20 protein-coding genes and 2 pseudogenes are annotated in these 20,483 nt (G+C 70.0%); 11 read left to right on the plus strand and 11 right to left on the minus strand.

Going from position 1 to position 20,483, the window contains the following annotated elements; genetic code table 11:
- The first annotated feature begins 97 nt into the window (after window positions 1–97).
- Window positions 98–1,036, plus strand: coding sequence for a hypothetical protein (locus E4U92_RS18420; RefSeq protein ID WP_137301536.1), 939 nt, complete (start codon window positions 98–100; stop codon window positions 1,034–1,036).
- A gap of 29 nt (window positions 1,037–1,065) precedes the next feature.
- On the opposite strand, the gene E4U92_RS18425 is transcribed toward E4U92_RS18420, so the two are convergent.
- From E4U92_RS18425 to E4U92_RS18435, 3 genes are read right to left on the minus strand one after another with little or no spacing between them, the layout of a single operon-like run.
- Window positions 1,066–1,875, minus strand: a complete 810-nt coding sequence (locus E4U92_RS18425) for a hypothetical protein (protein ID WP_137301537.1) — start codon at window positions 1,873–1,875, stop codon at window positions 1,066–1,068.
- Between the two features lie 60 nt (window positions 1,876–1,935).
- Window positions 1,936–2,370 (minus strand): hypothetical protein, encoded by a 435-nt coding sequence (locus E4U92_RS18430; protein WP_137301538.1) that lies wholly within the window; start codon window positions 2,368–2,370, stop codon window positions 1,936–1,938.
- A gap of 53 nt (window positions 2,371–2,423) precedes the next feature.
- Window positions 2,424–4,325 (minus strand): hypothetical protein, encoded by a 1,902-nt coding sequence (locus E4U92_RS18435; protein WP_137301539.1) that lies wholly within the window; start codon window positions 4,323–4,325, stop codon window positions 2,424–2,426.
- A 366-nt stretch (window positions 4,326–4,691) separates the two neighbouring features.
- On the opposite strand from E4U92_RS18435, the gene rpmG reads away from it, so the two are divergent.
- From rpmG to E4U92_RS18450, 3 genes are all read left to right on the plus strand, one after another.
- Window positions 4,692–4,856 (plus strand): 50S ribosomal protein L33, encoded by a 165-nt coding sequence (gene rpmG / locus E4U92_RS18440; protein ID WP_067228403.1) that lies wholly within the window; start codon window positions 4,692–4,694, stop codon window positions 4,854–4,856.
- A gap of 77 nt (window positions 4,857–4,933) precedes the next feature.
- The gene (ykgO, locus tag E4U92_RS18445; RefSeq protein WP_067228404.1) at window positions 4,934–5,056 is read left to right on the plus strand and encodes a type B 50S ribosomal protein L36; all 123 of its coding nucleotides are present in this window, start codon (window positions 4,934–4,936) and stop codon (window positions 5,054–5,056) included.
- Window positions 5,057–5,269: 213 nt separating this feature from the next.
- On the plus strand, window positions 5,270–7,078 hold the full coding sequence (locus E4U92_RS18450; RefSeq protein ID WP_137301540.1) for a RecQ family ATP-dependent DNA helicase: 1,809 nt from the start codon (window positions 5,270–5,272) through the stop codon (window positions 7,076–7,078).
- Between the two features lie 39 nt (window positions 7,079–7,117).
- Here E4U92_RS18450 and E4U92_RS18455 read toward each other — a convergent pair whose 3' ends face one another.
- Both E4U92_RS18455 and E4U92_RS36670 read right to left on the minus strand, forming a co-directional pair.
- Window positions 7,118–7,648, minus strand: a complete 531-nt coding sequence (locus tag E4U92_RS18455) for a DUF488 domain-containing protein (RefSeq protein ID WP_308433310.1) — start codon at window positions 7,646–7,648, stop codon at window positions 7,118–7,120.
- 273 nt (window positions 7,649–7,921) lie between these two features.
- Window positions 7,922–8,125: pseudogene (locus E4U92_RS36670) on the minus strand (hypothetical protein); the annotation flags it as partial.
- 220 nt (window positions 8,126–8,345) lie between these two features.
- On the opposite strand from E4U92_RS36670, the gene E4U92_RS18465 reads away from it, so the two are divergent.
- The 5 genes from E4U92_RS18465 to E4U92_RS18485 all read left to right on the plus strand — a co-directional run bounded on the left by E4U92_RS18465 (window position 8,346) and on the right by E4U92_RS18485 (window position 13,036).
- A complete protein-coding gene (locus E4U92_RS18465) occupies window positions 8,346–8,912 on the plus strand; it encodes a TetR/AcrR family transcriptional regulator (RefSeq protein ID WP_137301542.1) in 567 nt (188 codons plus the stop codon).
- Window positions 8,913–9,010: 98 nt separating this feature from the next.
- Window positions 9,011–10,456, plus strand: coding sequence for an MFS transporter (locus tag E4U92_RS18470; protein WP_229862938.1), 1,446 nt, complete (start codon window positions 9,011–9,013; stop codon window positions 10,454–10,456).
- 52 nt (window positions 10,457–10,508) lie between these two features.
- Window positions 10,509–10,949 carry an SRPBCC family protein gene (locus tag E4U92_RS18475; protein WP_137301543.1) on the plus strand — a complete coding sequence of 147 codons (441 nt, stop codon included), beginning with the start codon at window positions 10,509–10,511 and terminating at the stop codon, window positions 10,947–10,949.
- A gap of 51 nt (window positions 10,950–11,000) precedes the next feature.
- The gene (locus tag E4U92_RS18480; protein WP_137301544.1) at window positions 11,001–12,356 is read left to right on the plus strand and encodes a carotenoid oxygenase family protein; all 1,356 of its coding nucleotides are present in this window, start codon (window positions 11,001–11,003) and stop codon (window positions 12,354–12,356) included.
- Between the two features lie 77 nt (window positions 12,357–12,433).
- Complete coding sequence (locus E4U92_RS18485) at window positions 12,434–13,036, plus strand: SRPBCC family protein (RefSeq protein ID WP_137301545.1); 603 nt, start codon at window positions 12,434–12,436, stop codon at window positions 13,034–13,036.
- Window positions 13,037–13,478: 442 nt separating this feature from the next.
- Here the strand turns inward: E4U92_RS18485 and E4U92_RS18490 are convergent, their stop codons facing one another.
- From E4U92_RS18490 to E4U92_RS18505, 4 genes are all read right to left on the minus strand, one after another.
- A complete protein-coding gene (locus tag E4U92_RS18490; RefSeq protein ID WP_137301546.1) occupies window positions 13,479–14,111 on the minus strand; it encodes a TetR/AcrR family transcriptional regulator in 633 nt (210 codons plus the stop codon).
- Between the two features lie 582 nt (window positions 14,112–14,693).
- On the minus strand, window positions 14,694–15,527 hold the full coding sequence (locus E4U92_RS18495) for a sulfurtransferase (RefSeq protein WP_137301547.1): 834 nt from the start codon (window positions 15,525–15,527) through the stop codon (window positions 14,694–14,696).
- Window positions 15,528–15,601: 74 nt separating this feature from the next.
- The gene (locus E4U92_RS18500) at window positions 15,602–16,054 is read right to left on the minus strand and encodes a DUF3237 domain-containing protein (RefSeq protein ID WP_137301548.1); all 453 of its coding nucleotides are present in this window, start codon (window positions 16,052–16,054) and stop codon (window positions 15,602–15,604) included.
- 152 nt (window positions 16,055–16,206) lie between these two features.
- Complete coding sequence (locus E4U92_RS18505) at window positions 16,207–16,827, minus strand: CGNR zinc finger domain-containing protein (RefSeq protein WP_137301549.1); 621 nt, start codon at window positions 16,825–16,827, stop codon at window positions 16,207–16,209.
- Between the two features lie 242 nt (window positions 16,828–17,069).
- Here E4U92_RS18505 and E4U92_RS18510 point away from each other — a divergent pair, with 242 nt between their 5' ends.
- On the plus strand, window positions 17,070–17,915 hold the full coding sequence (locus E4U92_RS18510; protein WP_137301550.1) for an NAD(P)H-binding protein: 846 nt from the start codon (window positions 17,070–17,072) through the stop codon (window positions 17,913–17,915).
- A gap of 201 nt (window positions 17,916–18,116) precedes the next feature.
- Entirely contained in the window at window positions 18,117–19,118 is a 1,002-nt protein-coding gene (locus E4U92_RS18515) for a zinc-dependent alcohol dehydrogenase family protein (protein WP_137301551.1), read from the plus strand.
- A gap of 365 nt (window positions 19,119–19,483) precedes the next feature.
- On the opposite strand, the gene E4U92_RS18520 is transcribed toward E4U92_RS18515, so the two are convergent.
- Both E4U92_RS18520 and E4U92_RS18525 read right to left on the minus strand, forming a co-directional pair.
- Window positions 19,484–20,038 carry a hypothetical protein gene (locus tag E4U92_RS18520; RefSeq protein WP_229862940.1) on the minus strand — a complete coding sequence of 185 codons (555 nt, stop codon included), beginning with the start codon at window positions 20,036–20,038 and terminating at the stop codon, window positions 19,484–19,486.
- A 7-nt stretch (window positions 20,039–20,045) separates the two neighbouring features.
- Window positions 20,046–20,350, minus strand: a pseudogene (locus tag E4U92_RS18525) (TniB family NTP-binding protein); the annotation flags it as partial.
- Window positions 20,351–20,483 lie beyond the last annotated feature (133 nt).

The raw sequence follows: 20,483 nt of genomic DNA on the forward strand, positions 1-20,483 counted from the left end.
TTCGCTCGCCCGGACGCCCGCGGTGCCCCACACTGGGCATTCCGGACGTACGGGTCCCTCGGTGGACCTGCGGAGCCACGGGTGGCCAGGAGCGCGGATGGATCTGGACGCTGTCGCCGACGAGCTGTACGGCTTGTCGCCGGGTGACTTCACCTCCGCGCGGGAGGTGCGGGCGAAGAGCGCCCGCTCCGCGGGCGACCGGGAGCTCGCGGACCGGATCCACCGGCTGCGCCGCCCCACCTTGTCGGCCTGGGCCAGCAACCTGCTCGTGCGCGACCAGCCCGAGGAGACCCGGCGCCTGCTCCAGCTCGGACAGGCCCTGCGGCAGGCCACCGAGGACCTCGACGGCGACCAGCTCCGCGAGCTGTCGGCGCAGCAGCGCAAGGTGACCTCCGCGCTGGCCCGGCAGGCCGCCGACCTGGCCCGGCAGGCGGGGCAGCCCATCAGCGAGGAGGCCCAGCGCGAGGTGCAGGAGACCCTGCAGGCGGTCCTGGCGGACCCGGATGCCGGTCACGAGTGGGCCGAGGGCCGGCTGGCCAGGCCGCTGAGCGCCCCGGTCGGCTTCCCGGCCCTGTCCTCGCGGGTGTCGTCGATCGCGCGCCCGGCGTCCCGCCGCAAGGAGCCGGCCGCCCCGCCCGGGGCCCGGTCGGCGACCAAGTCCTCGGCGCGGACGGCCGATCTGGAGGCCGCGCGTGCCCGGCGCCGCGCACAACAGGAGCGACTCGAACAGGCCCGGCAGCAGGCCGCCGACGCCGAACGCGAGCTGACCGAACGGGAGGAGCGGCTGACCGCCGTCCAGGACGAACAGCGTCGGGCCGAGGAGCGGGCCCGGGACGCCGAGGAGCGGATCGCCGAGCTGACCCGCGCGCTGGGGGAGGCCGAGGGCGAGCGGAACCGGGCCCGGGACGCCGCCCGGGACGCCCGCGACCAGGCGCGCGAGGCCGAACACGCGGTGAAGGAGGCCCGCCGCAGCGCCCGGGAGGCCACCGCGCAGGCCCGTCGCCTGGCCGAACAACCGCGCCGCAAGGGGAGTTGACCGGGGCCCCACCGACGGCCACGCGACCGTCAGGACGCCTGTGGTGCCTCGCACTGGGTCGACGGCGGGCAGAACCACGCGCGTGCCGTGTCCAGCAGCTCCCGCTCGTCCTCGCGCCCGTCGTCCTCGGCACCGTAGGCGATCAGGGCGTACCTCGCGCCGTCCTGAGCCTCGAAGCGGTAGTCGATGACGTGGAAGGGTGCGCCGGTGCCCACCTCGCCGCTCAGCTCGCCGGCGGTGTACTCGTGCTCGGCGGCCTCGCCGCCGGAGGGGTCGGCGACGTACTGGACGTGGATCTTCCGGTAGCCGTCCAGCTTGCTCTGCGCCTTCTGGGCCTCCACCACCGAGGCGTGCGGGGAGGTCTCCATGAGCTGGAACACCTGCACCCGGCGGACGCCGTCCGGGCCGCGGTAGTCGACGACGTCGATGCCGTACTGCGACGACTGGCTGTCGCGGGTCCACCCCGAGGGCAGGGCGATGCGGAAGCCCTCGGAGTCGTCGAGCACCTCGTAGCCCGCAGGCGGCGTCGGGGACGCCGAGACCGCCGGCGTGGCGCCGTCGGACGTCCCGGTCCCCGAGGTGTCCCCGGTGGCCGGGGTCTCCTCGGCGGCCACGCCCGGCTCGGCCGGCCCCTCCTGCGCCGGGGGCCGGTACGGCTCGGGTTCGTCCTTCCAGCCCAGTGCCCACACGCCGAAGGACACCCCGCACAGGGCGAGGACGACCGCGGTGTGCCGCAGGACCGTCCGCTGGCGCGGCAGGTCGAGGTTCCGCTCGGCGTCGAAGAGGCGCTCGCTGCGCGAGCCGGCCCACTCCTGCCGCTCGGTGTCGAACACTCTCATCGTCGCCGTCCTCCGTGCCGTAACGCCGCCGTCGTCTCCGCCATGGGTGAAGTCCGCACGTCAGCCGAGGAGTTGGGCGACGCCCTGGACGACGGCCGTGGCCGAGGCGACCGCGCCCACGGCGGCGCCCTGGGAGCCCAGCCAGCCTCGGACACTTCCCAGCAGCCGGGCGAGCCGGCCCGCACTGGCGCTGCCGGTGCCGGTGATCTCGGCCTCGGCGTCGGCGAGTTCCCGGTCGAGTGCCGCGTCCTCGGCGCTGCGCTCCGCCGCCGCCCGCAGGTCCTCGCGCAACTGGCGGACGGCCTCCAGCAGTTCGGCGTGGCGCGGGTCCGGGCCCGCGCCCGTCGTGTTGTACGACGTGGCGGTGCCGTGGCTGCCGGTGGCGACCGAGCCGCCGCTCATCGAGCCGATGCTCACGCTGCCGCCCCCGGTGCCGCTGCCGGCGTCCTCGTCCGGCTGCTGCTGGTCCGGAGTGCTCTGTCCGTTGCTCGGCATGCGGTACGTCCCCTGTCTCGTAGCACTCGTCAGCGTCATGGCGTCCACGGCGCTCATGACGTCGTACTGGCGTCGGCGGCCGGATTCTTCGGCGGCTGCGGGCCCGCTGCGTGGTGGGCGGCGCTGCCGTGGCTGCCCGTGGCGACCGCGCCGCCGGACATGTCCTGGATGAAGACGCTGCCGCCGCTGAGCTGGTACACGTGCTGCTCGAACTCCTCGGTCCGGTAGCCGTGCGCCTTGAGGGCCTCCCGGAGGCCGTTGACGATGCGCTCCTGGATCGTCTTCACGTAGCGGGTGCTGTCCATCTCCTGGAACGCCGACAGCCGGCCCGTGCAGGCCAGGGCGCGCAGGGACACCCTGGGCACGTCCGGCAGCCGGTCGCGGTCGGACCGGCGCGCGGTGAGGGTACTGCGCAGGGTGGCGAAACCGCCCAGGCCGCTCTCGACGCCGATCACCGGGGCGGCGCGCAGGGCGCGCAGGGCCGCGCGGACCCAGGTCTCGGGCAGCTTGTCCACGAAGGCGTCCACGGCGCGGAACTCCTTGCGGATCGGGCCGAGGACGTACGGCACCACTTCGAGGACGAGCATGCGGCCCTGGGTGTGCACGCGCACGAGGACGGTGACCACGAGCTGTTCGTGCCAGGCCCCGACCCGGATGCGCAGGAACACCCGTCGGCCCTCGCCGCCCTCGTCGACGCCCTCCCGCAGGTGCGCGGCGACCTGGGCGGGGTCGTAGACGGTCCGGCCGCGGTGCTGTCCGTCGCCCTGGGTGAGGGCGTTCGACGGGTCGCCGACGCCGCCGACCTCGACCTCCTCGGCGCGGGCCACGCCGCCGCGGAGGTAGACGACACGGTCGATCTCCAGGTCGCGCAGCCGGTCCTTGCCCGTGCGCGCCGCGGACTCGCGCAGCGCCGTCAACTGGGGCTCGATCATGGCGAGCGCGCTCTCCGCGCTGAGGCAGCCCGCGGCCTGGCGCGGCAGCACACCCTCGCCACTACCACTACCACTGCCACTGCCACTGTCGGTGCCGGTGCCGGTGCCGGTGCCGGTGCCGGTGTCCCCGTCCCCGGGACCGGTGGCGCCGGGCGTCCGGGGGCGCCTGCGCAGTTCCATCGCGAACGACCAGGACGCGCCCTGCTCGCCCAGGCCGAGGAACGGGCTCTCCTCGTCGTACAGGGTGAGGGCGGCTTCCTGCTCGCGCCGCACGTCCTCGCACAGCCTCTTGAACAGCGGGCGGGCGGGCAGGTCGGGCTGGGTGGCGGCGGGGAAGGTCCAGCGGGTCAGCCAGCGGCACAGGTGCGTGTGCTGCGCGGTCTGGTACCACCAGGCGATGAGCGCCATGGCGAGGGGGAAGAGCAGCGGGTACGGCGTCTGGGCGTGCCCGTGCAGGAGGGCGTTGAGGTACCAGCACCAGTAGAAGAGCGTGAGGCCCCAGGCCCCGAAGGAGATGAGGGAACCGGCGCCGTCGGCGGCCTTGGCGACGGGGTCCGGCAGGCCCGCGGAACGGGCCGCGCTCCCGCCGCGCTCCCCGGCGGCGCGCGCGAACCACAGGGCGAGGGCGACGAGCGCGTACAACAGCGACCAGGGCAGCGGGAGCCCGTCGGTGAGGCGGTCGTCGCCCTGGAACAACGCGGTCTGCACGTCGCTGTAGTGGATGTCGGCGCCGTCGCCCCAGCGGTCGGCGAGGCTGTCCCAGAACATCATCACGTCGGACAGGTAGAACCCCACCCAGGCGCCGAGCATCAGCAGGGCCGCCCGCGCCTCCAGCCGGCTCACCCGCAGCGCGTGCGACAGCACGGGCAGGACGTCCACGCCGTTGGCCGGGGCGACGGGGCGCTCCCGGTGCTCGATCAGCTCCTTGAGCACCTGTCGGCGGAAGCCGGCGTCCTGGTAGACACCGACGCACAACAGGCGCGTGGCCTCCGTGCCGCTGTACCGGTGTTCTGGAAGGCTCACGCCGGCCACGTCGCTCCCCCCTGCTGGTCCGTCGTCTCCCCGGTCACGACACGGGGGTGACGAGCTTGGCGGCCGACCACCCCGGTGTCGAGGGATGAGGCGGCAACGGTACGGGCACCGTGATCGTGCACGGGCGGGGTGGGACGAGGATGCCCCGATGGGGTGAAGGTCGCCGCGGTGACTGGACGGGGGCCGCGCCCTGTGCAAGACGGCGTGTCGGCCGTGCGTGAGGGGCGCGTCCCCACGCGGCCGTCCCGACCGGAGGCCGCTCTGAGCCGCGGGAATGCCGCCCCGGGTGCTGTTGTTGTACGGCACGTCTGACATGTTCGAGTCACCCGACTCGGATGGTGACGGAAGGAGCACCTCATGGCACGCAGCACCGCGCGGCCCGTCGTCAAGCTGAAGTCGTCGGCCGGGACCGGGGTCACCTACGTGACCCGCAAGAACCGGTCGAACGACCCGGACCGGCTGGTCCTGCGCAAGTTCGACCCGGTGCTCGGCGAGCACGTCCTCTTCCGCGAGGAGCGCTGACCTCCGAGCTCCCGGACGGGGGCCACAGCCCGGGTCCGCCGCCGGTGGACCCGCCCGATCGACCCGAGGAGGCCGCCATGAAGGTGCGCAAGTCGCTGCGCTCCCTGAAGAACAAGCCCGGTGCCCAGGTGGTGCGCCGACGGGGAGTGACGTTCGTGATCAACAAGAAGGACCCGCGTTTCAAGGCCCGCCAGGGCTGACGGTCCTTCCCTGCTGCAGACCGGCCCGGCACCGCACGCGCGGCGCCGGGCCGGCGCGCGTTCCGGGGAGACCCGGACACAGCGCACGTCGCGTCGTCGGCACCCGCACCCGCACCGGCACACGTGCGTGCGCGCACCGAGGGCGGGTACCCAGGACAGCCGTGCGGGACCGCGCGCCAGGTCGGTCCCGTGCGATGACTGGAGGAGTGTGCGATGAGCGGCGGGGTGCGGAGAGCGGACGGGGAGAGGTCCGCAGTGGCGCCGGACGGGGAACGGTCCGGCGGGAGCGGGAAGGGCGAGCGGTCGGCGCGGGTGCCGGAGCAGGGGGTGCGGGACGGCGAGCGCGCCCGGCGGCTGCAGGAGACCGCCGCCGAGGTGTTCGGCTGGGACGAGCTGCGGCCCGAGCAGCTCACGGCCATGGAGTGGGTGCTGGAGGGCCGCGACGCCCTGGTCGTCATGCCGACCGGGTCCGGCAAGTCCGCCGTGTACCAGGTCCCCGCCCTGCTGCTGTCCGGCCCGGTGGTGGTCGTCTCCCCGCTGCTGGCCCTCCAGCGGGACCAGATCGCGGGCCTGCCCGGCGGTGACCGGGGGCCCGGGGCCGTCGCCGTCAACTCCGACCTGACCGCGGCCGAGGAGGACGCCGCCTGGACGGCGGTGCGCGAGGGCGAGGTGCACTTCCTGTACCTGTCGCCCGAGCAGCTCGCCAAGGACGAGGTGGTGGACCGGCTCGCCGAGGCGGACCCCGCGCTGTTCGTGGTGGACGAGGCACAGTGCGTCTCCTCCTGGGGGCACGACTTCCGCCCCGACTACCTCCGGCTGGCCCAGGCCGCGCGGCGTCTCGGCAGCCCGCCGGTCCTCGCGCTCACGGCGACCGCGGCGCCCCCGGTGCGGCAGGACATCGTCGAGCGGCTCGGCATGCGCGACCCGCGCCTCCTGGTCACCGGCTTCGACCGGCCCAACATCGCGCTGGAGGTGCACCGCCACCTGGAGGACGCCGAGCGGCGCCGGCTCGTCGTCGAGCGCGCCGCCGCCGAGGCGAAGCCCGGCATCGTCTACGCGGCGACCCGCAAGGACAGCGAGTTCTACGCCGGGGAGCTGGCCGCGCTGGGACTCGCCGCGGAGGCGTACCACGCGGGTCTGCGCGCGTCCGAACGACGGCGCGTCCACGAGGCGTTCCTGGCGGGGGAGACCGACGTGGTGGTGGCCACCTCGGCCTTCGGCATGGGGATCGACAAGGAGGACGTGCGCTTCGTGCTGCACGCCGCCCTGCCGGGCTCCCTGGACGCGTACTACCAGGAGGTCGGACGCTGCGGCCGGGACGGGAAGCCCGCCCTCGCCGTCCTGCACTACCGCCCGGAGGACACCGGCATGCAGGCGTTCTTCAGCGGCGGCCGGCCCAGCCCCGACACCGTGCGCAAGGTCGTCGACGCGGTCCACGCCCACGGCGACGAGCCCGCCCGGCTGGAGGACCTGCGCCGGGAGACCCGGATGACGCGCGGGCGGGTCACCGCCACCGTGAACCTCCTGGAGGAGGCCGGTGCCCTCGCCACGGACGCCGAGGGCACCGTCCGGCCGGCCCCCGGTGCCGACCCGTCCGACGCGGTGGGCCGGGCGACCGACCGCGCCGAGGCCCACCGGCGCATGGAGCGTTCCCGGGTCGACATGGCGAGGGCGTACGCGGAGACCACCGGCTGCCGGCGCCGGTTCCTGCTGGGCTACTTCGGCGAGGAGTACGAGGCGCCCTGCGGCTCCTGCGACATCTGTGTGGCGCAGGAGGCCGGCGAGGGCCCCGCCCCGGCCGACGAGCGCCCGGCGCACCCGGACGTGGGCGCCTACCCGATCGGGGCGGAGGTCCGGCACGGCGAGTGGGGCCCGGGGACGGTGCTGAGCGAGGAGGGGGACCGCATCACCGTGCTGTTCGAGGAGGTCGGCTACCGCACGCTCTCGCTGGACGCCCTGGCCGACAAGGACGACCTGCTCACGGTGGTGGGACAGGGCCGGGAGGCCGGGCCCGCCTCCTGACCGGGGCCGCCGGGTGAGCCGGACGGGCGGCCGCTCGGCTCACCCGGCGGCGTCCTCCACGTCGTAGACCAGCAGCCCGTCCTCGCGCCGCCGGACACCCGGCGTCGGGGTGTGCGTCATGAAGCGGCCGTCGTGCATCAGGTGCTGCACCTGGGCGTCGTGGGCCAGGACGGCGACGTCGGCGATCAGGCGGCGGTGGCAGCGCCACCACACCGCCTCCCGGCACATCACCGCGGTGCGCTCCTGGCCGGCCTGCCGCATCAGCTCGGCCATCGCATCGAGGAACTCCGGGGTGCGGGTGTGGGCGGCGTAGCCGCGGAAGGACTCGTTGCGCCACACCGTGTCGGGGGAGTCGGGCGGCGGCTTGCGGAACCCGCCGAGGCGGGGCTCCCACCGGTAGGCGAGGTGCTCCTGCGGCATCCACTCGGCCATCCGCTGACGTGCCAGGTGCGGGTACCGCCGGCTGCCGGGCGCGGTCCGCACGTCGACCACGGCCTCGACTCCCGCCGTCCGAAGCAGTTCCGCCAGCGTCTCCTGGTCGGCGCTGCTGTGCCCCACGGTGATCAGCACCTGGCTCCCTCCGTCACCCGAGACCGCCCCTGACCCCCGCCCAGTGCCCAGCAGGGCTCGGCCCATGCGGGGCGGCGCGGTGCCGGGCGGGAGGAGGGCAGAGGAAAGCCCCGGTCGGCTCGGGGGAGGGCCGACCGGGGCGGTCCGGAGGCGGGGCGGAGGGCGGTCGCCTCTCGGCGAGGGGCTCCGTGGGGCTTCAGCCGAACGATCGTCCCCACGGGCTATAGGTGAGGCCCGGGGACACTGTCCCCTCCGCACCCGCACTCAGTTGAACTATGAACCACCCGTCGTTCTTCCCCGCCCGGTGTGACCTGCCTCACGCAGCCGCAACCGCGCCTCCCAGAAACTCCGCATGATCGGCGACGGTGTCGGACTCACCATGGCCACCTGCGTCAGCAGGATCGCGGTCGTGGCCGTGCCGGGGACGAGGTGCGCCGTCGTCCCGGTCCCGCCCACCTAGCCGTAGCGCCCCGGGACGCCTCGGGCGCCCCCACGCGGGAGGCCGTGGCGCGGCGCCTGGGCCTTCCCTACGGGACGGCTGATGGGGCCACGCTACGAGGCATGAACCCCACCGGTTGCAAGCCCCCGACACTTCCACCCCGTCAGCCCACGGCACGCACCCCCGGACCGCGAGCCGCACCGCCTGAGGACGCTGCGACGGGTTGACTCGCCAAAGTGTGAGTGGTTGAGTACTCACATGAAGAGCGAACGACCCCGTCAGTTGTCCACCGCCGAGGAGCGTCGCGAAACGGTGCTGCGCACCGCGATCGGCGCTTTCGCCGCCCGCGGTTACTGGGGCACCACCACCACCGAGGTGGCCAAGGCGGCGGGCATCTCGCAGGCGTACGTGTACCGGCTGTTCCCGAGCAAGGAACTGCTGTTCACGGCCGTGGTCGAGCACTGCTTCGTGCAGGTGCGGGCCGCTCTGGAGCGGGCCGCGGCCGAGGCCACGGGCAGCTCCTCGGAGGTGGTCCTCGCGGCCATGGGTGAGGCGTACGCCCGGCTGATCAGCGACAACGACCTGATGCTGATCCAGCTCCACGCCCAAGCGGCGGCGGTGTCGGAACCGGCCGTGCGCGAGGCCGTGCGGCAGGGCTACGCCCGGCTGGTGGAGTACGTGCGCGGCGCTTCCAGCGGCACGGAACAGCAGGTCCAGGAGTTCTTCGCGCGGGGCATGCTGTGCCATCTCATCGTCTCCATGGGGGCCGAAGGGGTGGACACCCCCTGGGCCAGGACGCTGTCGGCCGGCATCAGACACTACTGAGCCGAGCGCGACCACGCGGCCGGACCCTCGGCGGGGCACCCAGCCCCGCCTTTCTTGGACAGCAGATGTGAGTGGTTAACCACACAAGGAGTGTTCCCGTGGAAACGACCGGCACCACCCGCAGCCCTGGAGCCGCTCTCGCGGCCCTGGCAGGGGCGCAGTTCACCGTCATGCTGGGCACCTCGATCGTGAACGTGGCCCTGCCGCAGATCCGGTCGGGCGTGGGCCTGTCGGACAGCGCCACCACCTGGGTGGTCAATGCCTACGGCCTGGCTTTCGGGGCCCTGCTGCTGGCCGGCGGCCGGGCGGCGGACCTGCTGGGCCGGCGGCGGATCCTGCTGCTGGGCCTTGGGGTCTTCGCCGCGTCGTCGCTGGCCGCGGGGCTCGCCGCCTCGTCCCCGGTGCTGATCGCGGCGCGGGCGGTGCAGGGGCTGGGGGCGGCGGCGATCGCCCCCGCGGCACTGGCCCTGGTGATGGAAGTGTTCCCTCCGGGCCCCGGTCGCGGGAAGGCACTCGGGGTCTGGGGGGCGGTGTCCGGTGCGGGCGGTGCGGCCGGAGTCCTCCTCGGCGGCGTGCTCACCCAAGCGTGGGGCTGGCCGTGGATCTTCTACACGGTCGCGATCGGCACCATCCTCGTCCTGGCCGCCGCAGCCGCCAGCGTGCCAAGGGCGCCTGCCCCGGTGAGCGGACGCTTCGACCTCCTCGGCACGGCCACCGTGACCGTCGCCCTCACCGCGCTGGTGTGGGGTCTGACGACCGCGCGCCGCACAGGATGGAGTGATCCTTCCGTCCTGGGAAGCTTCGCCGTCACTGCCTCACTGTTTGCCGCGTTCGTCCTGGTCGAGCGCCGCCACCCGCACCCGCTGCTGCCGCCGCGCGTGTTGCGGACCGGGCGGGTCGCCGCCGGGAACGTGCTGATGGCGCTGCTGGGTTCGGTGTGGATCGCCCTGTTCTTCTTCCTGCCGCTCTACCAGCAGCAGGTCCTCGGCGACAGCCCGCTGGCCACAGGACTCGGTCAACTCCCTCTCGCCTTCGCCAATATGCTCGGCTCCACCCTCGCGCCGCGGATCTCCCGCCGCATCGGCGCCACAGCCTCGGTCACCGGCGCGCTGCTGACCGAGGCCGCCGGACTGCTGTGGCTGTCACGTATCAGCGCCCATGGCAGCTACGCCGTCGACGTCCTGGGCCCCAGCATCCTGATCGGCCTCGGGCTGAGCATCGCCTTCGTCCAACTGACTGCCCTGTCCGTCGAGGGTGCCCCCGTCCAGGACGCGGGACTGGCCGGCGGCCTGGTCAACACCACCCGCCAGGTCGGCGGCGCGATCGGTCTGGCCGTCCTGGCCACCCTCGCCGGCACCGCCACCGCCCACGCGGCCCCCCACCAACCGCACTTGGAGGCCCTGACCGCCGGGTATCGGACCGCTTTCGCCATCAGCTCCGCGGTCCTGGCCGCCACCGCTGCCCTCGCGCTCGGGCTCTCCCGCCGACGCACCGTGACCCCGGCGTCCGACCGGCCCGCCCCGCAGCCCGCGGCCCACCACTGACCCACCGACGCCCAAACACCTGTCACCACGTCAACCGAAAGGAACCGCATCCATGTTCACCATCGACGAGACCGCCCCCGTCATCGTCCGCCTGTCCACCGTCATCGACGCGCCCCTGGAGCGCATCTGGGCCCTGCACACCGACATCGACACCTGGGCCGAGTGGAACGCGGACGTCGACCAGGCCGAGCTCGACGGCCCCCTCCTGCCCGGCAACTCCTTCCACTGGAAGACCCACGGCCTGGACATCACCTCCACCCTCCGCGAGATCGTCCCCGGGCAGCGTCTGGTACGGGGCGGCCCCGCCAACGGCATCGAGGGCGTCCACGTGTGGACCTTCGAGCAGACCGGAAGCCAGGTCACCGTCCACACCGAGGAGTCCTGGAGCGGCGCCCCCGTCGACGCTGCCACCGAACAGCTCGGCCAGGCCCTGCAGCAGTCCCTGACCACCTGGCTCGCCAGCCTCAAGTCCCGCGCCGAGCAAAACAACTGAACCTCTCTCCCAGTCCTGTCCCCGCCGCATCCACGAAACGAGATCCCTGCCATGACCGCCGACAAGCCGTACCTCACCGGCCATTACACGCCCGCCGTCGACGAGATCACCGCCACACGACTGACCGTCGAGGGCACCCTCCCGCCGGAGCTGACCGGCCGCCTGATCCGCAACAGCCACAACCCCAAGCCGGGCGTCACCCCCAGCCACTGGTTCAAGGGCAGCGGCATGGTCCACGGCATCCGGCTGCGCGAAGGCCGCGCCGAGTGGTACCGCAATCGATGGGTCCGCACCCCCGCCCTCGACGGCGCCCCCTACATGACCGACCACGGGATCGACCTGACCGCCAGCACTGCCGGCACCCACGTCATCGAGCACGCCGGCCGCCTCCTCGCCCTGTGCGAGGCGAACTTCCCCTTCGAACTCACACCCGAACTGGACACCGTCGGCGCCTTTGACTTCGACGGCAAGCTGCGCAGCGCCATGACCGCGCACCCGAAGACCGACCCGGTCACCGGGGAACTGCGCTTCTTCGGCTCCTCCCCGTTCCCGCCCTACCTGATCTACTACGTGGCCGACGCCACGGGGCAGATCACGCACAGCGCCGAGATCCCCGGCGCGACCGCCTCCCTCAAGCACGACTTCGCGATCACTCGCCACCACGTGGTCTTCGTCGAGGGCACCGTCACCTTCGACCCCGACGAGCACTCCGGCATCCCCTACGGCTGGAACGACGACCAGCCGGCCCGGATCGGCGTCATGCCCCGCGGTGAAGAGGGCGCCGGGAAGATCCGCTGGTTCTCCATCGAGCCGGGCAACATGCTCCACGCCGCCAACGCCTACGAGGACGCACAGGGCCGCATCGTCCTGGAGGGCCCCACCGTCGACCGGGAAGGCTTCCAGCTCTCCTGGAACTGGTGGGTCGGCGCACCCGGCCGCGGCACCGAGCCCAACACCCGCTCCTACACCCGCCGCTGGGTCATCGACCTCGACGCAGGCAGCGTCGACGAGCAGATCATCGACGACCTCGCCGTCGAATTCCCGACCCTCAACGAAGACTTCGTCGGAGCCGAACACCGCTACCAGTACGCGGTCTCCTTCCCCGACCAGGAAGGCTTCGGCGGCTACGGCGTCGTCAAGTACGACCGCACCACCGGCGCCCGCCGCGTCCACCAGATCGGCGACGCCCGCCTGCCCAGCGAAGCCGTCTTCGTCCCAGCCGCCGGCGCCACCCGCGAGGACGACGGCTACCTCCTCACCGTCGTCTCCGACCTCAAGCAGGACGCCTCCCAGCTCCTGGTCCTGGACGCCTCCGGATTCGACCGGATCGCCACCGTCCACCTCCCGCGCCGCGTCACCGGCGGAATCCACGGCTCCTGGATCCCTGACAGCGAGCCCCACAACTGACCTACCTCTGCGGCGGGGCGGACCCGCCCCGCCGCAGGCAGCCCCCCACCGACCCACCGACGCGTAAGGACCTGACCATGCGCATCCTGACCGCCACCAAATTCCTCGCCGCCACCACCGGCGCCCTCCTCCTCGCCACCGGCACCGCCTACGCCCTCGAGAACGACAAGCCGGCCGTCCCCACCCAGGCCCTGATCGCCCACACCGGCGACGTGGAGATCAACCCCACCGCCCCCGTCATCACCCGCGAGAACATCCTCATCCACGCCCCCCTGCACACCATCTGGAAGATCCAGACCGACGTCGAGAACTGGCCCGCCTGGCAGCCCAACGTCGTCTCTGTCGTCAAGGACACCCCCGGACACCTGCGCCCCGGCTCCGTCTTCCGCTGGACCACCGAGGGCCTCGACATCACCTCTACCGTCCGTCAGGTCGACCCCCGCAAGCGCCTGGCCTGGGGCGGCCCCGCCCAGGGCATCACCGCCGTCCACGTGTGGACGTTCACCCCCACCACCCACGGCGTCCTCGTCCACACCAAGGAGTCCTGGACCGGCGCCCCCGTCGAAGCCAACCAGGCCGCCCTGCAGTCCGCCCTCGACAACTCCCTCCACAACTGGGTCAACAACCTCAAGCACGAGGCCGAGGCGCAGGCAGAGTTCGGACCCATCGACCGTCGATGAGCACCTTCGAACGGCAGTTGAGCACGAACTGGCGCAGCAAAGGAGTACCAGGTTCGGGCAGTGTGAACTGGACTTGGATCATTCGCTCCCTGGCTCCCTGCAGCAGGGGGTTCCGGCGGCCTACCATTACGTCGATCCCGGCACCAATCTAGCTGCATCAGGCTGGGGTTAGACCGCGTCCGGACAATGGCCTACAAAGCTCGCCGTCTGCAACGGTGATTCGGGGGGCGATCGTTGATGCTGCGAAGGCTTCGGGGCATCGCCACCAGACACGACAAGACCGCCCCTTCCTATGAACCAGCGGTCAGTCTCGCGTCACTCCTGCTGTGGGCGAGATCTCTTCGAAGACGGACCCTAGTTCCCGCATTTGATCGTAAATGGGTGAGGCCCGGCGCGCTCGCGGCATGCCCGGCCTCACGTCTGGTCTCGTCGTCTTCGAGGGTCAGGAAAGCTGGGGGAGGGGGCGATTGGCGATGTCATGGGCTTCCTCGAGAGGCAACCCGAGCATGCGCAGCACCAGCTCGGCCGTCTGCTCGCCGGCTGAGCTGTCGATGTCGCTGCTGGCGCTGAGTTGCAAGAGTCCGATGATCGAACCCCCCACAGCACTCAGCGCAATTTCAGCGTCATCGATCACGAAGCGCCGCGACTGCCTGCCAACCTCAAGATCTCGCAGGGCGCGGGGGCCGAGGCCAGTTTGCGAGAAAATGTGCGACATTCCCCGCAAGCGGATGATCTGGGTGATCTCCGGATGCGTTGCCGCCATGGCCAGGGTCAGGCGCACGGAGGTGGCAAATCTCTCCGCGACGTCATCGATGTGCTCGGTGATCTTGTCGAGGAGCTGCCCATACTCCTCGAGCGCGTCGGCGACGGCAACGTCGAAGAGGTTCGCCTTGGTGTCGAAATGGTTGTAAAAAGTGCCGAAGCCGACATCTGCGCGCTCGGCGATCTGTTGGATGCTGGCCGAGGTGTCGCCTGTCTCGGCCAGAATCTGGCGGGCCGCCGAGATCAAGGCCTGCCGGGACTGCATCCGGCGACGCTCGAAGCGACTTGAAGGCTGGGGTGTCGACTGCTGCATGCGCTTTACTCTAGGACATTCCACAACTGATGGTGTCATCACATGGACAGTCAGGCGGACTCGCTGTTGAGCGATGCGCTCGCTTGCGTTGCACGCCGCAGGGCTGCGTCGGGGACGCCATGATGTGGCAGGTCGGACATCAAGTGCTCTGCGCTGGTGGTTGCGCGCGGCGAACTGCGATGCCGTGGACGACGACTGTCTCGGCAGCCGCGATGGCCGGACCTCCTCGTCGCTCAGCCGGTCGTTGCCATCGGATGCGTTGATCAGCAAGGGTCTCCAATGGGGTCGAGGGTGTCCGTCTGTGGACGCCGCCCGGTCGGGGCCGGGCGCGGCGTCGGCCCAGCGCTGGAAAAGGTCCAATGGGTCGAATCCGGCTGAGATCCGGAATCACTGATCAGATCGCGGCCGCCTGTCATGGATTCGTACGTGACGCTCTTGCAGCCAGTCAAACGATTTGCGGCGAAATAGCCCAGGGTGCACCAGTAAGCACCGGACTGTACGCGTCACGGCGCCGACACCGCCCGGGATCCGATCCAGGACGCTGTCGGCGGCGTGTGCCCATGGCGGGCGGCGACGGTGAGCTCAGGGACCCAACTCGATGGGAACGCCGACCATGGAGCCGTACTCGGTCCATGAACCGTCGAAATTCTTGATGTTGCTGTAGCCGAGCAGTTCATGGATGGCGAACCAGCTATGGCTGGAGCGCTCACCGATCCGACAGTAGGCGATGGTGTCGCGTTCGAAATCTATGCCTGCTTCCTCGTAGATGCGGGCGATCTCTTGGTCAGACTTGAACGTGCCGTCTTCGTTGGTCGTACGCGACCATGGCACGTTGACTGCGCCGGGGATGTGGCCCGGCCGCTGCGCCTGCTCCTGCGGAAGGTGAGCTGGCGCGAGGAGCCGGCCGGCGAACTCCTCGGGGGCACGGATGTCGAGAAAATTTACCTGCCCGATGGACGACAGGACTTCGTCCCGGAACGCACGAATGGAAAGGTCCTGCTCACTGGCGGTGTACGTGGTCGCAGGGCGGTAGGGCACGTCCTTGGTGAGTTCACGGCCGTCCAGCTCCCACTTCTTGCGCCCGCCGTCGAGCAGCACTACCCGGTCATGCCCGTACAGCTTGAAATACCAGTAGGCATACGCCGCGAACCAGTTGTTGTTGCCGCCGTAGAGCACCACCGTGTCGTCGTTGCTGATGCCCTTGCGGGACAGAAGCTGTTCGAATTGCTCTCGGCTGACGAAGTCGCGTCTGACGGCATCCTGCAGTTCCGTCTTCCAGTTGAGCTTCACTGCGCCCTGGATGTGGCCTACCTCGTAGGCCGAAGTGTCCTCGTCCACTTCCACGAGGACCACCCCTTCCGCTGACAGGTGCCCCTGGGCCCAGTCGGCCGACACCAGTACATCGGAACGGCTCACGATCATCTCGCTTTCACTCTTGGTGACCGGAACATGCCCGATCGTGGTAGGAGACTGCCTCAAGTTAGTTCGCACTAGTTGACGGATGAGACCACGTACTCGATGGCGCCGCCCTCTCGGAAGCGGCCCTCGCTGACGAAAACCGTGGTGTTCAGCCATGCGTACCGGGAGTCACCTGTCTCGATGGAGAAGACGATCCGCAAGTAATGATCTCCGAAGTCGGACGGCTGGCCTGCGCCGATCGCCGCCTGTGTGGCCTCGTTGAGTTCGATCAAGCCGCTACCCTGGATGTACAGGTGCGCACCGTCTGCTGTGACAGCGGTGTAGCGGATGTCTGCCCGGGCGTGCCCGTCGGGGCCGGCGACGAGCCAGTCGCCGCCGCCCGACAGCAGCGCCGCGTCCAGACCTGCCCCCTTGATCGTTCCGGAGGCGGCTTGGACGAATCGACGCAGACCAGCGGGGCCCACGCCGACATCGGCTACCTCGCCGACCTTGATCTGGATGGTGAAACGCTCTTCGAGCTTCATGATGGCTTCCTCTTGGTCGTGCCCAGGACGGTACGTGGGCCAGTCGGATGCGAGTATGGGAAAGAGCCTACACGCTTTAGGGTCTGTCGCAAGCTGGTTACGCAGTATGCCCTGCCCTGTGGGGGTGTGGCCGGATCGTCCGGCGTCTCGAGTCAGGTCGACTGGCAGTGGGCCGTGCCAGTGTCCTTACGGTGCCGGGCGCGAGAGGCTCGCAGATTGGCTGCGTTGCCGCAGGTGCGGACGTCATGCCAGACGCGGCTGCTGTTGCGAGAGCGGTCGTAGAAGGCCACTCTGCATCCGGCGTCACGGCAAACCTTCAAGCGGCGCCACTCGTCGGAGAGCTGGGCAACGAGACACTCGAATGCCAGAAGTGACTCAACCTGGCTGCATCCGGTGCCGCAAGGCGTTACGGATACGGCCAGTTCGCCGGACTGTCGCAGCGTCACTGTTGCTGCGGGGATGGTGGCCTCGGTGCATTGCGGTCCGCGGTCGCCGCTGGGGTGCTTTCGGGCCGACTTGATCCGGGAACGCAAGACCGACAGTCGACGAGCGTCGTGATGGGACAGTACCGCGGGTGTCGGTGTGTCGGCACCCACGACCGACTGTTCGCCGATGACTGCCGCGTATGCGAAGGCGTACCAGGTGTTGGCTGTTGCCGCGTCTGCAAGGAGGTCCGAACGTCCGCCGCCTTCGGTGTTCAGGAAGGCCTGGACGAAGCTCAAGCCGCCAGGTGCAGGGCGCACGCCTTGTCGAGCATTTGCGTCCATTGTCATGAACTCACGCTAGGTCATGAGCCGGTGGAAACATAGCCGTAAGTAGGTTGTCTATCTCACTGGTTGCGTCCAGTTGGCACTGAGGCGCGTCAGAGCCGCAGTCGTCTCTCAGGGTGGGTGTACGTTAACCAACATAGGCTTACGCGTTTGACTTATGTCGACCTGTGGCTCAGGGTAGTAGCCGGGGCCTGACCCGGGGAGCCCGCAACCTTCTTGATTCCTGCTCGTCCGAGGAGAAGAACATGATCGTCATCACCGGCGGAAACGGCCATCTGGCCAGGCAGGCCATCACCCATGTGCGGAAGATAGCTCCCAGGGAGCGCGTCATTGCTGCGGTTCGCCGACCTGAAGCCGCCACCGACCTTGACGTCGAGGTCCGATACGCCGACTACAACGATCCCGGTTCCCTCGACAGCGCCTTCGCCGGGGCGGACCAACTCCTGCTGGTGTCCGGTACCGAGTTCGGACGGAGGATCACGCAGCACACAGCCGCTGTCGAAGCCGCCGTCGGCGCGGGTGTCAGCCATATCGTCTACACGAGCGCCCCTCGAGTGGACACCAGCGACCTCGTCTTCGCCCCCGAGCACATCGGCAGCGAGCAGGTCATCCAGCAGTCCGGTGTCGATTACACCTTTCTGCGCAACAACTGGTACCACGAGAACTACGCGCCCGCGATCCGCGAAGCCGTACGCACGGGTCTCATTGTTGGCAATGCAGGTGACGGGGCACTGGCCTCCGCCGCGCGCCAGGACTACGCCGAGGCCGCCGCGGTTGCCCTGGTACAGGACGGACACCGCAACAAGACGTATGAACTCGCCGGCGATGTCTCATGGACGTACGCCCAGCTCGCGTCCACCGTCGCCGACGTCACGGGTTACGCCGTGACGTACCGGGACATCGAACCCGCGGAACGTCGAGGACGTCTGGCTGCGGCAGGCGCCGGACAAGGCGAGATCGAGGCGATCTCGGGCATCGAGGAGAACATCTCCCAGGGAGCGCTGGCGCACACCGACGGCTCGCTGAGTCGCCTTATCGGCCACCCGACCGAGGCGTTGGCGGACGGAGTTCGGCGCATCCTCGCCGGCTGACTACCTACTGGTCCGCAAGGTCCATGCCATCCACCCGCAGCGACGGCGAACGCCGGAATCATTGTCCCGCGAGGACGGTGTGATTCAAGTGCCTCCGGCGCACGTCAGAGCGTCGTTGTGGCTGTATACGTCCGGATCGCCGGACTCCATTCACCCCACGCCGAGACATCTCTGATGTTCCGTTCCGATAGGAGCTCTTAAGTGAAGGCTGTTGCCATCAACAAGCCGGGAACCCCGGCCCCCTTCAGCATCGTCGAGCTGCCGGACCCCGGAAAGCCGGGGCCGGGGGAGGTACGCGTGCGCATACACGCCACCACGATCAACTACAACGACGTCCTGGTCATCCGCAACCCCAACACGCTTGCGGGTCACATCCCTCTTGCGGACGGCGCCGGTGTCGTGGAAGAGGTGGGAGAGGGAGTCACCGATCTTGCCGTAGGAGACACCGTGTTCGGGCGCTTCTTCCCTCAGTGGCTGGAAGGGGGGCCGACGACCGACAACTTCCACGCCACCCCCGGCATGGGGCTGCCCGGCTATGCCCGGGAGATCGCGGTCGCCCCCGCCACCCAGTTCGAGCGCGCGCCCAAGGGTTACACGCACGCCGAAGCCGCCACACTGACCGTTGCCGGCCTGACCGCTTGGCGCGCGCTCTTCTCAGACGGCGGTATCAAGCCCGGTGACAAAGTGCTCATTCTCGGTACGGGCGGAGTCGCTGTCTTCGCCTTGCAGTTCGCCAAACTGGCAGGAGCCACCACCATCGTGACATCGTCGTCGGACGCGAAGCTGGAGCGCGTCCGGCAACTGGGAGCCGACCATCTGGTCAACTACCGGACTGAGCCGCAGTGGGGCGATCATGTGCAGCGGTTGACGAACGGCGGTGTCGACCTCGTTCTCGAAGTCGGCGGGCCCGCGACGCTTCCCCAGTCCATCCGCGCAGCTCGGATCGGTGGCCTGGTCTCTCTCATCGGTGTGCTGACCGGCACCTTGGGGGAGATCCCGACAGGCGAACTGAACATGAAGCAGGTGCGTGTCCACGGCTTGGTCGTGGGCGGACAGCGCCAGCAGCGTGACATGGTCCGAGCGCTTGATGAGGCGACCCTGCGCCCGGTCATCGACCGGACCTTCAGGCTCGACGACCTCAACGACGCGCTGGAGTACTTCGGCTCGGGTGCCCATCTGGGCAAGGTCGTCATCGAACTCTGAAGCCGTTCCGCAGGCTGTGGAAGATCCGACTCAGGCCACCTGGCGACGGGCCGCGGTCACCTACCCACCGTCCATCGCCTCCCGCAACGCCGAGCAGTTGCCTACTTAAACACCATGAACTGGCCCGCGACATCATCAACCGAGCCACCTATCGCGGGCACTACCAATAAGCACCCCTGCTCACGGACACCGATGACCAGCCCGGCCCGTACTGAACCGACCCACCCAGCAGAGCGGCCCCTGCCGTGCCGAGAGCTTCCGGCATCTAAAGGATCGGTGCGAGTTGTACTGGTCAGCGACTTGGTGCCGGGTCTGGTCTGCCGGTCCAGTACAGGGCAGTGTCGATGTCGCGTGCGGTCCAGTCATCAGCGTGCGCTGGGCCGTAGGTGGAGGAGGTCGTCGAGGAGTTGGAGGTAGCGGCCGTAGCGTCCCAGTGTGGGGGTGAGGGGGAGGCGGAGGGTGTCGAGGGCGTGTTGGACGCGGCGGTCGTAGACGGCCATGCACTTGGGTGCTGCTGCGGTCAGGATGGCTGAGGCGAGGGCGTCGCCGGTGCGGAAGCCGGGCAGTTCGGCGATGATGCCGCGTCCGGTGCGGGCGGCTTCGCTGCGGGTGAGGGTGGTGTCGCGGACGGCGGTGACGGCCCGCTCGGTGACCACTCGTACGTGGGTGTCGGGCAGAGACATGAGGGCTGTCACCCAGCGGGTTTGTGCGGAAAGCCGTTTCCGGACGACGAGGGCTGCGATGTCCGCCTTGCCGAGACTGCCGGTGTGCTCGGTGCGCTGCGCGACGTCGTGGAGGACGTCGTCGTAGTGGGGTGAGACGTCGGCGAGGTAGCCGGCGCGGGCGGGGATCAGGGTGTCCCAGGCCTGCCGGCAGAGGGCGGCGAACTCGTCGCCCGGCGTCTGGGTGGTCGTCTTCATGTCGGCATCATGCCGTTCTGGCCGGTTGGCGAGTTGGGGGGCGCCTTGCTTCTTCGGCGAGCTGGTCGAGCTGGATGATTCTTCGAGTGATTTTTTGGTGATGCGTTCGGTGCCGTCGCAGATGGTGGTGATGGCGGCTTGGCGGATGAGGCGGGCGAGGCTTCCGATGCGGCCGGCGGTGCGCTGGTGGAGGTAGGTGGCGTGGCGGGGGAGGGTGCCGGGTGTGTGCTGGGTCAGGTCGAGGGCGTTCTCCATGTCGGTGATGAGGTCGGTGAAGGGCCGGCGGGCGCCGTGGCGGGCGGGGAGGGGGCCGTGCAGTCGTCCTTGAGCCGCATCGTCAGTGTGACGTCAGCCCCTTGCGCGTGCACTATCGCGTTCGTGACCAGCTCGGAGACGGTAAGGCCGTCGGACTCGCCGGGAGCCGGGATCCGTGCCCGAACTACGC

The sequence above is a fragment of the Streptomyces galbus genome (genome assembly GCF_005280195.1).
GTDB lineage: Bacteria > Actinomycetota > Actinomycetes > Streptomycetales > Streptomycetaceae > Streptomyces > Streptomyces galbus.